We start from the raw sequence: 13083 nt of genomic DNA, 5'->3' as shown, positions 1-13083 counted from the left end.
ACATAGGAGAACACCATGGAACGCATCGAACATCACGCCAGCTTTGATGGTTGGCAGGACGTTTATCAGCATGAATCCACGACGCTCGGTTGCACGATGAAAGTCGGCGTCTATCTGCCTCCGCAGGCACAGCACGGCAAGGTGCCGGTGCTGTACTGGCTTTCAGGCCTCACCTGCACCGAGCAGAACTTCATCACCAAGTCCGCCGTCCAGCGCTACGCAGCCGAACATGGCATTGCCGTCGTCGCGCCCGATAGCAGCGCTCGCGGCGAAAGCGTTGCCGACGATCCCGCCTATGACCTCGGACAGGGGGCGGGTTTCTACGTCAACGCCACACAGGAACCCTGGGCTGCGAATCATCGGATGTATGACTACGTCGTGCAGGAACTACCGGCGCTGATCGAGGCCCACTTTCCCGTGACAGCGGAGCGGAGCATCAGCGGCCACTCCATGGGGGGACACGGTGCTTTGGTCATCGCCCTGCGAAACCCGGGCCGTTATCGCAGCGTCTCGGCCTTCTCGCCCATCGTCGCTCCCACCCAGGTTCCCTGGGGACACAAGGCCTTCGAGGCGTATCTGGGTAGCGACCGGGAGGCGTGGAAGCAGTACGACACCGTGGAGCTGATTCGCACCGTGCAGGAGCGTCTGCCGCTGCTGGTGGATCAGGGCTTGGGCGACGAGTTCCTGGAGAGTCAGCTTCAGCCCGATCTGCTGCGCAAAGCCTGCGACGAGACGGGACACCCGCTCACGTTGAATCTGCGCCCGGGCTACGACCACAGCTACTACTTCATTGCCAGTTTCATTGGCGAGCATATGGCACACCACGCATCGGCGCTGAAACGCTGAGAGAGAGGAGATCAGGTCATGACAAAGACCTCCAAAAATCGACATCACGTCGTCATTATCGGAGCGGGCTTCGGCGGGATCGAGGTTGCCAACCAGCTTGCTGGTGCCGAGGTCGATGTGACGATCATCGATCGGCGCAATCATCACCTGTTCCAACCCTTGCTTTACCAGGTTGCAGGGGCGTCACTTTCGACATCCGAGATCGCCTGGCCTATTCGCTATCTCTTCCGCAATCGCCCGGAAGTGAACACCTTGATGGCGGAAGTGGAAGGTATCGACCAGGACGCGCGTCAGGTCATTCTCAACAATGGCTCGCGCCAAACCTACGACACGCTCGTACTCGCGACAGGTGCTACCCATGCCTATTTCGGACACGACGAATGGGGGGCTTTCGCGCCGGGGTTGAAGACGCTGGAAGATGCCACGACCATTCGAGGCCGAATTCTCGCGGCCTTCGAGGAGGCCGAGCGCACGAGCGATCCTCAGCAGCGTGCCGCGCTGCAGACGTTCGTCATCATCGGTGGTGGTCCCACCGGGGTTGAATTGGCCGGAACCATCGCCGAGCTGGCGCGAGACACGCTGGCGCGTGACTTCCGCTCGATTGACCCGAGCACGTCGCGGGTTGTACTGATCGAGGCGGGCCCGCGTCTGTTGTCCGTCTTTCCAGAGGATCTGTCGGCCTATACGCGCCAAGCACTCGAAAAGCTCGGGGTCGAGGTCGTGCTGGGTACGCCGGTCACCGAATGCTCGGCCGACGGCGTGGTGTATGGCGGCAAGCCCCTTTCGGCCAAGACCATCGTCTGGGCCGCCGGGGTCCAGGCGTCTCCCGCGGCCCGCTGGCTGGGTGCTGCGTCTGATCGTGCGGGTCGAGTGGTCGTTGGTCCCGACCTGACGGTGGCCGGCCGCCCGGAGGTCTTCGCCATCGGCGATACCGCCTCGTGCACCATGGCCGATGGGAAGTCCGTACCGGGCATCGCCCCCGCCGCCAAACAGCAAGGCAAGTACGTCGCCAACCTCATTGGACGGCGTTTGAAAGGCAAGCTCGCTGACGGGCCTTTCAAATACCGGCATCAGGGGAACCTGGCCACCATCGGCCGCAGCCTGGCCGTAATTGACATGGGGCGGGTTAAGCTGCGTGGAGCCTTTGCGTGGTGGATCTGGAAGCTCGCGCATATCTACTTTCTGATCGGTACGCGAAATCGTCTCAGCGTCGCGTTGAGCTGGGTATGGAACCATAGCATCGGCTACCGCGGCTCTCGCATCATCATGCATGCGATTAGCGACAAAGAGCCCACGGCGTTGGATAAATCCGGCTCTCTGGATTGAGGTGCCCACCTTATCGGAACGTCAACTATTAGAAATGCCAGGGAGAGGAACTTGACCGATCTATTCACGACAAAGCCCAAGCCTCCCTTGGCCGAACTCCTGCGGCCCAAGACGCTGGATGAATTCGTCGGGCAACGGCACTTGCTCGGCCCCGGCAAGCCGCTTCGTCTCGCGTTCGAGGCGGGCAAGTTGCACTCGTTCATCCTCTGGGGGCCGCCAGGCGTGGGCAAGACCACCTTGGGGCGCCTGGCCGCCAGTGCGACCGACAGCCGATTCATCGCCATCTCGGCCGTGCTTGCCGGGGTGAAGGACATCCGGCAAGCCATCGACGAGGCCCAGGCAGAACTGGACAACCATGGTCGATCGACGGTGCTTTTCGTCGATGAGATCCACCGCTTCAACAAGGCGCAGCAGGATGCCCTACTGCCCCATGTCGAGTCGGGGCTCCTGACCCTGGTGGGGGGGACGACCGAGCATCCGGGGCTGGCGGTCAATTCCGCTCTGCTCTCGCGCGCGCAGGTCTATACCCTCGAACCGCTGTCCGGCGACGAACTGAACCAGCTCTACGAACGCGCACTGCCGCATCTCCAGGGCGTCACGTTGGACGCGGACGCGCTGGATCTGCTCAAGGGCTTTGCCGATGGCGATGGCAGGCGCTTCCTCAATCTGCTTGAGCAGGTGACGAATGCTGCGTCGGGCGCTGGCAAGACCGTGGTCGATGGCGAGTTCGCCAGGCTGTCCACCAGTCCATCGCTGCGCAGGTTCGACAAGGGCGGCGACGAGTTCTACTGGCAGCTCTCAGCCTTCCACAAGTCGCTACGGGGCTCCGACCCTGATGCGGCCCTGTATTGGCTGGCCCGCATCCTCGACGGTAGCGGCGACGTCAGCCAGGTGACCCGCCGCATGGTGGTAGTGGCCAGCGAAGACATCGGCAATGCCGACCCGCAGGCGCTGCAACTGGCGCTCAATGCCGCGCTGGCTTATGAGAGGCTGGGTTCCCCCGAAGGCGAAATACCGATTGCCCACGCAGCGACCTACCTTGCTGCCGCCCCCAAGTCGAACGCTGCCTATGCCGCCTGGAACAAGGCGAAGGCCTTCGTCAAGAACAGCGGCTCCCTGCCTGTGCCTCTCCATCTTCGCAATGCGCCGACGAAGCTGATGCAGCAGATGGGGTATCACGAAGGCTACCGCTACGCCCATGACGAGCCCAACGGCTATGCCGCTGGGCAAAGCTACTTTCCCGAGGGCGTGGCGCGGCCGGGCTGGTATCAGCCAACGGACAGAGGTGTTGAGCGCAGGCTGGGAGAAAGGCTTACTTGGCTGCGCTCGCTGGATGATGGGACGCTGCCAGAGGCGGACGCCTGACCGGTCGCCTCCGAAACCGGCTCATCGCGACTTCACGAACTACAGGAACAGGATAAGAACATGTCAGCCACTTCTTTCGGTGCATCCTCGGCGAATATCAGCCGGGGACGCGTTGCCCGCTATCTGCGCACGGAGTCTGGTGCTGCGGTGCTGCTGGTGATCGTCACGGTCGTGGCGCTGGCGTGGGCGAACTCGCCGCTATCCGATGCCTATTTCGCGTTGTGGCACCTGGACGTCGGGTTTGACTTCGGGCCGCTGGGCCTGCACATGGATCTGCATCACTGGGTCAACGACGGCCTGATGGTGGTCTTCTTCTTCCTGATCGGCCTGGAGGTGCGTCAGGAGTTTGCCCACGGATCGCTCAGGGACCGCAGCCGTGCCCGTCTCGCTCTGATCGCGGGTGTCGCAGGTGTCGTGCTTCCCGCGCTGGTGTATGTCCTGATCGTGGGGCTGGCCGGAAGTGAGGGCCTGCACGGGTGGGGGGCGGTGGTCGGCACCGATACGGCATTCATGCTGGGCACCCTGGCGATCGTCGGCCCGCGGCTATCCGGTCAGTTGCGCGTGTTCCTGCTCACCCTGACCGTGGTCGATGACTTCCTCGCCGTGTCCATCATCGGCATCGTCTATAGCGAGGAGATTCGGATCGTCCCGTTGTTGATCGCCCTCGCCAGTCTCGTTGCGTTGTGGTGGCTAGGGCGCACCCGCCAGTGGCGGGCAATGCCGTATGTGCTGATCGTGATCGTGCTGTGGCTCGCAACCGTGTACTCCGGCATCCATGCCTCTCTCGCCGGGATGGCCGCGGGGCTGCTGATCCCCGCCTACGCGACGCAACGTCACAAGGTCGTCGCGGCAAAACAACTGTTCCGCGACTTCTGGCAGTCTCCGAGTGCCGCATCGGCCCGCGCGGTGGACTGCGGGCTGTCCCGGGGTATCTCGGTGAACGAGCGATTGCACGAGTTCCTGCGGCTGCCGACGGCGCTGCTGATCGTGCCGGTGTTCGCCTTGGCGAACGCCGGAGTGGACGTGCGTGGCGGGCTGCTCGCCGAGGCCTTCGGCTCGCCAGTCACGTGGGGCGTCATCGCAGGGCTCGTGCTCGGCAAGCTCCTGGGCATCGGGCTCATCACTCTCGTCGCCGTCCGTCTCGGCCTGGGCCGGCTGCCCGAGGGCGTCGGGGTGGGGAGCGTGTTCGGTGGTGCGGCACTGTCCGGGATCGGGTTCACCGTGTCGCTGCTGATCATCGGGCTCGCGTTCGGCACGACCTCCGACCTGGGCCGCCAGGCGACGGTCGGCGTGCTCGTGTCGATGGTGTTCGCCACGTTGCTCGGGTGGCTGATCTTCAAGGTCGCCGCCCAGCGGTGGGGTGAGAAGACCGCTGACCTGCCGATGGTGCTTGAGCCACCGGTCGATCCGGAGATCGATCACATCCGCGGGCCGGAGGACGCCCAGCTCACACTCGTCGAGTACGTGGACTTCGAGTGCGCGTACTGTGCGCACGCCACCGGTTCGTGGGACGATCTGCGCGCCCACTTCGGGGACGACCTGCGGTATGTGGTGCGCCATCTGCCGCACCACCCGCACGGGCCGATTGCCGCGCGGGCGTCCGAGGCAGCGGCGAACCAGGGGATGTTCTGGCCGTGGCTGGACTTCGTGTTCACCCGTCAGCATGCGCTGGAGCGCGAGCATCTGATCGGCTACGCCGCCGAGCTTGGGCTCGACGTCGAACGGTTCATCGCGGATCTCGACAGCACCGCGGTGATCGAGCGTGTCGAGCGCGACCTCGCCAGTGCGGTCGCCAGCGGTGCGCACGCCACGCCGACGTTCTTCGTCGAGGGTCGTCGTCTGCGCGGCAGCTACGACGCCCGCACTGTCACCGCGGCGCTCGAAGCCAGTCGCCGCGGCCCCCGAACTCAGGAAGTCCCGTCCTGAGCGGGACGAACTACAGGATAAAAACATGCCAAACAATTCTTTCGGTGAATCCTCTTGTACGGCTGCGGCCAGCGGCATGGTGGAAGTGCGCGGCGCGCGCGAGAACAACCTCAAAGAGGTGGACGTTTCCATCCCGCGTAACGCGCTGGTGGTGTTCTCCGGCGTTTCCGGCTCCGGCAAGTCCTCGCTGGCCTTCGGCACCATCTACGCCGAGGCGCAGCGGCGCTACTTCGAGTCGGTGGCCCCCTATGCGCGGCGCCTGATCGACCAGGCCGGCGTGCCGGACGTCGATGCGATCGACGGCCTGCCGCCGGCGGTGGCGTTGCAACAGCAGCGGGGCTCCAGCAACGCGCGTTCCTCCGTGGGCAGTGTGACCACCCTGTCCAGCCTGGTGCGGATGATGTATTCGCGCGCCGGCGCCTACCCAGCCAACCAGCCGATGCTGTACGCCGAGGATTTTTCGCCCAACACGCCGCAGGGAGCGTGCCCGACCTGCCACGGCCTGGGCCATGTGTACGAGGTGACCGAGGCCATCATGGTGCCCGATCCCTCCCTGAGCATCCGCGAGCGGGCGATCGCCTCCTGGCCCCCCGCCTGGCAAGGCCAGAACCTGCGCGACATCCTGGTCAGCATGGGCTACGACGTTGACCGACCGTGGAAGGACCTGCCGAAGAAGGATCGCGACTGGATTCTGTTCACCGAGGAAACACCGACAGTGCCGGTGTACGCCGGCTTCACGCCCGCCGAAACTCGCGTCGCGCTCAAGCGCAAGATGGAGCCGAGCTACATGGGCACCTTCACCGGCGCCCGGCGGTATGTGCTGCACACCTTTGCCAATACCCAAAGCGCACTGATGAGAAAGCGCGTGTCCCGGTTCATGGAGGGCAAGCCGTGCCCCACCTGCCACGGCAAGCGGCTCAAGCCCGAGGCGCTGTCGGTCACTTTCGCCGGCGTGGACATCGGCGCGTTCATGCAGATGCCGCTGGACCAGTTGGCTGCCTTGCTCGAACCCATTGCCCAGGGCGATTTCCGCGCCCATGCAGCGGGGGAGGCTACGGACAAGGAAGCGACCCGACGCGACCGTGCCGAACGCGCGGCCTCCGGCCGTGCCGTCCATGCGGTATCGCCCGACGTGCGCCGCACCTCCGCGCTGTCGGAAGAAAAGCGCCTCGCCGCGCAGCGCCTGGCCGGCGGTGTGATGGCGCGCCTGCGTCAACTGCGTGGGCTGGGCCTGGGTTACCTGACGCTGGACCGGGCCACGCCGACGCTTTCGGCCGGCGAGTTGCAGCGCCTGCGGCTGGCCACGCAATTGAGTTCCCTGCTGTTCGGTGTTGTGTACGTGCTCGACGAGCCCTCGGCGGGGTTGCACCCCTCCGACAGCCAGGCGCTGTACGACGCGCTCGACCGGCTGCGTGACGCCGGCAACTCGGTGTTCGTGGTCGAGCACGACCTGGACCTGATGCGCCGCGCGCAATGGCTGGTGGATGTGGGGCCGGATGCCGGGGAGCGTGGCGGCCGCGTGCTCTACAGCGGCGAGCCGGACGGCCTGCGCAAGATTGCCGAATCGCGCACCGCCCGCTATCTGTTCGACGAAATCGCCGCGCCGGGAAGCCGGGCACGCGAAGCGACCGGCTGGCTGGAGCTTCAGGGCATTCATCGTCACAACCTGCATGGCGTGGACGCACGCATTCCGCTGGGCGTGCTGACGGCCGTCACCGGCATCTCCGGCTCGGGCAAGTCCAGCCTCGTCGCGCAGGCGCTGCCGGAGCTGGTGCTACTGCACTTGGGCCACGAGCCCGAGGACGACGCGGCCGAAAGCGCCACCAGCGAAGGGCCGGCAGTGATCGAAGCGACTGGCGGTCATCTGGCGGGCGACGTGGACGCCATACAGCGCCTGGTGCAGGTGGACCAGAAGCCGATCGGGCGCACGCCCCGGTCCAACCTGGCCACCTACACCGGCCTGTTCGACCACGTGCGCAAGCTGTTCGCCGCCACGCCCGATGCGCGACGCCGCCGCTATGACGCCGGGCGCTTCTCGTTCAACGTGGCTAAGGGGCGTTGCGAGACCTGCGAGGGCGAGGGCTTCGTCAGTGTGGAGTTGCTGTTCATGCCCAGCGTGTACGCCCCGTGTCCGACGTGCCATGGCGCACGCTACAACGAGGCCACGCTGAAGGTGCGATGGAACGGGCGCAACATCGCCGAGGTGCTGCAGATGACCGTGGACGAAGCCAGCGAATTCTTTGCGGGTGAAGACGCCGTGGCCCGGCCCCTGCAATTGCTGCGCGATATCGGATTGGGCTATCTGCGCCTGGGGCAACCGGCCACGGAACTTTCCGGTGGCGAGGCGCAGCGCATCAAGCTGGCGACCGAGCTTCAGCGCAGCCAGCGCGGCCGAAGCCTGTACGTGCTCGACGAGCCAACCACCGGGCTGCATGCATCGGATGCCGACCGGCTGCTGGTGCAGTTGCAGCGCCTGGTCGATGCCGGCAACACCGTGGTGATGATCGAGCACGATATGCGCGCGGTGGCTCAGGCCGATTGGGTGATCGACGTGGGGCCTGGTGCAGGCGCTGCCGGCGGCAGCATCGTGGTGGCGGGCTCCCCTCAGCAGGTGGCCCGAACGTCTGGCAGCCGAACCGCTCCGTTCCTTGCGCAGGAGTTGGCGCGGGCCGAGTAGCTCAGTTCGCCAAATGTTGCCAGCTTTCGCGGGGTATTGATCGTCGCCAAACGACGGTGGCGATCAATGCCCGAATCGCGTCATCCTTCCTGAGTCAGAGCAAGATAGGGATTGTTGGGCGGTATTTCGGGGAATGCCAAGGACCCATCTTCAAGGAGGTAGCCATGCAGTCGGCGGGACTTCCTCGGGCCCGTGACCTCACAGGTCCAAATGTTCAGGCCATTGGGGTGCTTGCGATGTAGCTGCAGCTTCTCGAAGCGCTTCTGCACCCACTGCCAATCCTGTTGATTCTCCTGCTTGGCGAGCGCGGCCACTTCGGGATGCTCCTGCGCATAGCGTTGGAACACACCCGGGCTGACCAGGTAGGCCGTGTCATTCACCGTATGCACGAGCGCCTTCGCGTCATTGATGATGAGCCGTCGTGAGGTGATTCCCTGCTTCAGCCAAACCATGAACTGTTCCGCGGATGGCTTCGTTGCCGATGACCCAGGCGTAGGCGCGGGTACAGGTGATGGAATGGACGTCGCGGCTGTTGCTGGCGCGGGAGGGTGGAGGAACTCTTCGGCATCCTGACCAACGCCGGCCGACTCACCCAAGCCCACCATCGCGAGCAAGTCCTCCATGACGTCGGGCACGGGCTGGGCCGCGGGCGGTGAAACGATGGTGGTGCTGTCGTCCTCCCAAATTGGAGGCTCTTGACCTCCCTGCGCTGGGTTCACCGAGACGGTTGGCGCGGGAGCCGACATGCTGGCGTCGTTTTCCGCGGGCGTCGCGTCGATCTCTACCGTGCCTGCGAAAGGTGCTGGTCGCTCGCCAGACTCCCAGATCAGCGCGGGAGCGAGACGCAACAGGGTGAACGAATGGGACCAGCCGGTCGTGCTGGTCACGGTCGCGCGCCAGACCGCTTTGCCGTCCGAGGTGGGCTGGAGCATGCCGTGGTCTTGCAGCACGTTGAACACGGCGGTGTTGTTCGCAGGAATGCCATCGATCCCCTGAGACAGGAGGTGTGCGCGCAGTTTGTCCGAAACCGTCTTGCTCACCAGCCACAAACCATCCTCGGTGAGCCAGCCATCGGAGGCTTCCGGCTGGTTCAGCTTCAACTCTTCCTTGAGCAGATAACGCAGCCCGTCGAGCAGCTTGCGTTGCAGTGCGTGCTTGGGTGCTGCCATGACGCGGGCCGGATCACCACCCAGCTCCTGAGCCACAGAAGCGCGATCAGCCTGCACGACAAGCTCGCCCAGGACCCCGGCATGCTCGTACTGTCCGGCCAAGACGTAGAGCAGCGGGGCCCATAGCGCCGGGTAGCCACTGAGCCAGTCCAAGACGTGCCGATCGAGCAGTTGGCGGTAGAGCAGACCTGTTGCAGCACTATGCAAGCGGTATTCACGATCCTCACGATAGCGGAAGCGGTACGGCTGGAGCAGCGGCCCGTGCCAGGGATGCCAGGTGTTGCCGTCGGCGAGTTCGACGTGCAGATCGACAGCGATCTTGCCGATGTCGTGCAGTAGTGCCGCGTAGGCGACGGCGGCGGTCCAGGCCTCGGACTGCGCCGCCTGGTCCTCGGGGCTGGCACCGATGGGCAGCAGATGGGACTGGCGCAGCTTCAGGCTGTAGGCGACGATTTCCAGGCCGTGGTCGAGCATGCCGCCCGGGTAAGCGTGATGGTGGCTTTCGGAAGCGGGAAATTGCTGGACCAGCTCGGCATATCGTTCCAGCGGCGTGCGGTACAGGGTGACGAACTGCTTGCGCGAGAGGGAGGTGCGCTGCCAGATGTATTCCAGCAGCTTCTGCCGGCGCGGCGTGGCCAGCAGCGATGCGGCCGACTCGGGCCGCAGCAGCCCTTTCGGGAGATCGAGGGCGGGCGCTGGCGACGGAGCGGCAGCGACCGGAGGTCGTTTCCGCTGGAACAGAAAGAGCATGCGGGTGTCCTGGTGGTGGGCCGAGCGGGGGGCCTTTTCGCCTTTTCGAGGTAGGGCCTTTCCCCTTGCACCCCATTCCCTTGCCCTTTCGGCCCTTTAGCCTTTAACCATTTGGGTATAGGGCGTGGGGCATTGACCGTCCACGGCCAATGCGAGGTTCGGCGGGCCGGATTGATGCGTGAAGGCTTGGTGTTCCCGCCCTACGATGGGCCGATTCTTGGACTCGGGAGGACGCCATGAGACCCCATATTGACATGGTAAGGAATATTCCTTACCATCAGGGCATCGCTATTAGGAGAACGGCCATGCCTGCCATTCATGAAGTTGCCACGCTGACCTCCAAAGGCCAGATCACGCTGCCCAAGCCCATCCGGCAGGCGCTCGGTGTCGATGCCGGCGGCAAGGTTGCGTTCGACCTGCGTGACGGAGAAGTCGTCGTGACCCGTGCCGACGCCGAGCACGAGGACCCCGCCATCGGTGCGTTCCTGAGTCTGCTGGCCCGCGACATCGAGGCGGGCCGGAACGTCCATGGTCTGCCCGAGGATCTAACTCGCGCCATGCTGGAGCAAGCGGGTCACGGCGTGAAGCTGGACGAGGAAATCGACGGCGAAGTGGAACTCTGATGCAACGGCATGGCTGGGCATTGCTGTTCCACGACTGTGTGATCGAGCAGTTGCAGAAGCTGCACGCAGCCGCACGGCGCGCGCAGGAGAACGACCCGGAGGGCTTCGAGTCCAACGCCAACGTCAAGCTCTTCCGGGCCTTGAACCAGTTGATATTAGATGTGGTGCCCGGTGATCCGGCACGCGACGAGTACCGCCAGGGCAACACCCTGGGGCTGGCCCACCGGCACTGGCGAAGGGCCAAGATCGGAAGGCGGTTCCGGTTGTTCTTCCGGTACGACTCGAAGGCCAAGGTCATCGTGTACGCCTGGGTCAATGATGAGCAGACCTTGCGGTCTTCGGGGAGCAAGTCAGATCCCTATGCCGTGTTCGAGAAAATGCTCGGACGTGGAAATCCACCAGACGATTGGAACGTATTGGTGCAGGCAAGCAAGCAGGATTGGAGCAAACTGGAATAGGCATTCCTCATGTAGCAGGAGACGACCATGAACACGACAACCCGCATCAGCACCGCAGAACGCCTCGGCCGCAGCGTTGGCCGTGGATGGCGCGCCTATGCGCGCGGCGAGCGAAGGTTGTCGTGTTGGCTCGCCTCCAAGGGGATGCCGCTTGCCGGGGCCACCGTGCTCGTATGGGTAGTGAAGCTGGTCGCGCTGGGATTGCTGTTCTACGCCGCGTTCTGGCTGGCGTTGGTGCTTCTGGTTGGGGTTGCCGCAGCATGGACGGCCAGCAATTCGACGGTCAATGATGATCGCTGGACGCAACCGGACGAACTGCGAAACGGCGAGGCAGGCTTTGGCCTGTATTCGTCCAGCGGTCAGCGGATCGACCCGCACGACCCGAACGATCCGTTCAACGACTGAAATGGGCGACCGATCAAAGCACCTTGCCGGTAACCTTGTTTACGCCTGATCCCGCGCTGTCGCGTGCTTCCTTGGAACCGACAGCCAGGTTCTGAGCGATTACCCCGGCTTTTACTCCGACCCACCCAAGCGCTGCCACCCAGAAAGTCGGCAGGACCAAGAACATCGTGCCGGTGACGAACATCAAAAGCATGTCGCCGAAGGCATTGTTCAGCCCCACCAGCGGGTCGAAGTTGGTATGCGGCCGGTTCCAGCCAAAGCCCCACCCGTAGAGCGCATCGAGGATGGTGCTGTCGATCCAGCGTGCGAGCTGAAACCAGAAGTCCGTGAAGAACAGCGCGAACTGGACGGTGCTGACGGTGACGACCATCTTCAGGTCATAGGTGCCCACGACCAGCACTAGCGGAATGCAGATCACGAGCGCCATCTTGAGCAGCGCGAGCACCATGGGCAGTGCTTGGCGCACTACGTCCATTGCCGGGAAGGCGGCGAGAGCCCCAACCGCCAAGCCAACATCGCTGGTGGCACGGTTGACGACATTGGGCAATGTCTTGTCGATCTGACCGCCGTAGTCCGTATAGACGCTGCCTTGGTTCAATTTCTGCTGCCGCGGTGACGCGATGGCGCGGATCACGGAGTCGTCCACCTCGGCCCGGCTCAGGAATCCAGCCCAGCCCGCCAGGCGATTCAGCAGGCTTGGGTCCACTTGCCCCAGCAGCCGCGCGCGCAGTCCGTTACTGCCGTCGGACCACCACTGCCTGCAGGTCGGGTAGCCGCCACCATTGGCAACCTGCGCAAGCCCAGCGTCGCGGGTGTCGTCATAGGGCCATGCCTCGCGCGCCGTGCTAGAGCGGTAGCTGTCGTAGTAACCGCCCGTGTCCGTGAAAAACCTCGAACCGATCCAGGTCACATCGTTCATCTGCGTTTCGTCCAGCTCCGGCCGCGCCATGAACAATTTGGCGCGAGCCGGTCCATAGCAATCGTGCGTGAAATCCGCCACTTCTTGGGCCAGCACCGGGTCGTCGATGCGTGTGGCATCGATCTCCATCCGCATCTGCCGCAGATCCGTGCCGCACGGGATCGCAGCCACCGAGGCGCTCGTGACGGCGCGCGAAAGCGCGTGCATGAAAGCCCACCAGACCGGAACCTTCGCCGACTGGTTGTTGATGGTGCTGAAGGACTGCGACCAGCCAGTTTGCGCGGGCTGCGGCACGCTGACCTGGCACTGCGCCGAGCGCGAGCTGTCGTACTGGATAGTGCTGAGGTCGACGTCGATGAACGGAATGCCGGCGAACATCACGACCACGATGGCCACAAATACTCGGTTCTCGATGCGCGCCGCCGAGAGCACGCCCTTGTTGCCTTCGTCGGCGCCCTCCGCTCTGGCCTTGAGCCATTCCTGGATGACGATCGCCACAAAGGGCAGCGCAAACACCCCGCTGGACACCAGCACGGCCCAGATGCCGTTGTTGACGATCCAGGACACGAGGGTGAGGTAGTACTCCAGGTAGTCGGTCGTGAAAAGCGTCATTGCCTCG

General features: G+C 64.2%; 10 protein-coding genes. 8 read left to right on the top strand and 2 right to left on the bottom strand.

Going from position 1 to position 13083, the window contains the following annotated elements:
* Positions 1–15: 15 nt before the first annotated feature.
* From fghA to HUK68_RS10365, 5 genes are read left to right on the top strand one after another with little or no spacing between them, the layout of a single operon-like run.
* Positions 16–846 (top strand): S-formylglutathione hydrolase, encoded by an 831-nt coding sequence (fghA, locus tag HUK68_RS10385; protein ID WP_023093416.1) that lies wholly within the window; start codon positions 16–18, stop codon positions 844–846.
* An 18-nt stretch (positions 847–864) separates the two neighbouring features.
* Complete coding sequence (locus tag HUK68_RS10380; RefSeq protein WP_023093417.1) at positions 865–2172, top strand: NAD(P)/FAD-dependent oxidoreductase; 1308 nt, start codon at positions 865–867, stop codon at positions 2170–2172.
* A gap of 51 nt (positions 2173–2223) precedes the next feature.
* Complete coding sequence (locus HUK68_RS10375) at positions 2224–3537, top strand: replication-associated recombination protein A (RefSeq protein WP_023093418.1); 1314 nt, start codon at positions 2224–2226, stop codon at positions 3535–3537.
* Between the two features lie 60 nt (positions 3538–3597).
* On the top strand, positions 3598–5463 hold the full coding sequence (gene nhaA / locus HUK68_RS10370; protein ID WP_023093419.1) for a Na+/H+ antiporter NhaA: 1866 nt from the start codon (positions 3598–3600) through the stop codon (positions 5461–5463).
* Between the two features lie 25 nt (positions 5464–5488).
* Complete coding sequence (locus HUK68_RS10365; RefSeq protein WP_023093420.1) at positions 5489–8140, top strand: excinuclease ABC subunit UvrA; 2652 nt, start codon at positions 5489–5491, stop codon at positions 8138–8140.
* A gap of 80 nt (positions 8141–8220) precedes the next feature.
* On the opposite strand, the gene mobH is transcribed toward HUK68_RS10365, so the two are convergent.
* Positions 8221–10059 (bottom strand): MobH family relaxase, encoded by a 1839-nt coding sequence (gene mobH, locus HUK68_RS10360; RefSeq protein WP_023630545.1) that lies wholly within the window; start codon positions 10057–10059, stop codon positions 8221–8223.
* 305 nt (positions 10060–10364) lie between these two features.
* Between mobH and HUK68_RS10355 the strand changes: the two genes are divergently transcribed.
* From HUK68_RS10355 to HUK68_RS10345, 3 genes are read left to right on the top strand one after another with little or no spacing between them, the layout of a single operon-like run.
* Entirely contained in the window at positions 10365–10682 is a 318-nt protein-coding gene (locus HUK68_RS10355; RefSeq protein ID WP_009876619.1) for a type II toxin-antitoxin system PrlF family antitoxin, read from the top strand.
* The gene (locus tag HUK68_RS10350) at positions 10682–11140 is read left to right on the top strand and encodes a type II toxin-antitoxin system YhaV family toxin (RefSeq protein ID WP_009876618.1); all 459 of its coding nucleotides are present in this window, start codon (positions 10682–10684) and stop codon (positions 11138–11140) included. Before HUK68_RS10355 ends, HUK68_RS10350 begins: the two co-directional genes overlap by 1 nt.
* A gap of 27 nt (positions 11141–11167) precedes the next feature.
* Entirely contained in the window at positions 11168–11545 is a 378-nt protein-coding gene (locus tag HUK68_RS10345; protein WP_011871459.1) for a DUF3742 family protein, read from the top strand.
* Positions 11546–11558: 13 nt separating this feature from the next.
* On the opposite strand, the gene HUK68_RS10340 is transcribed toward HUK68_RS10345, so the two are convergent.
* The gene (locus tag HUK68_RS10340) at positions 11559–13076 is read right to left on the bottom strand and encodes a conjugal transfer protein TraG N-terminal domain-containing protein (protein ID WP_009876616.1); all 1518 of its coding nucleotides are present in this window, start codon (positions 13074–13076) and stop codon (positions 11559–11561) included.
* Positions 13077–13083: the final 7 nt, after the last annotated feature.

Origin of the sequence: Comamonas antarctica, assembly GCF_013363755.1 — a bacterium.
GTDB classification, from domain to species: Bacteria; Pseudomonadota; Gammaproteobacteria; order Burkholderiales; family Burkholderiaceae_C; genus Comamonas; species Comamonas antarctica.
Note: the sequence above shows the minus strand (reverse complement) of the source record. Positions and strands in the feature narration are given on the sequence as shown.

Bases quoted from the DNA above. Each gene is read 5' to 3' on its own strand.
- fghA (WP_023093416.1), top strand. From the start codon at position 16: ATGGAACGCATCGAACATCACGCCAGCTTTGATGGTTGGCAGGACGTT.
- HUK68_RS10380 (WP_023093417.1), top strand. From the start codon at position 865: ATGACAAAGACCTCCAAAAATCGACATCACGTCGTCATTATCGGAGCG.
- nhaA (WP_023093419.1), top strand. From the start codon at position 3,598: ATGTCAGCCACTTCTTTCGGTGCATCCTCGGCGAATATCAGCCGGGGA.
- HUK68_RS10365 (WP_023093420.1), top strand. From the start codon at position 5,489: ATGCCAAACAATTCTTTCGGTGAATCCTCTTGTACGGCTGCGGCCAGC.
- mobH (WP_023630545.1), bottom strand. From the start codon at position 10,059: ATGCTCTTTCTGTTCCAGCGGAAACGACCTCCGGTCGCTGCCGCTCCG.
- HUK68_RS10355 (WP_009876619.1), top strand. From the start codon at position 10,365: ATGCCTGCCATTCATGAAGTTGCCACGCTGACCTCCAAAGGCCAGATC.
- HUK68_RS10350 (WP_009876618.1), top strand. From the start codon at position 10,682: ATGCAACGGCATGGCTGGGCATTGCTGTTCCACGACTGTGTGATCGAG.
- HUK68_RS10345 (WP_011871459.1), top strand. From the start codon at position 11,168: ATGAACACGACAACCCGCATCAGCACCGCAGAACGCCTCGGCCGCAGC.
- HUK68_RS10340 (WP_009876616.1), bottom strand. From the start codon at position 13,076: ATGACGCTTTTCACGACCGACTACCTGGAGTACTACCTCACCCTCGTG.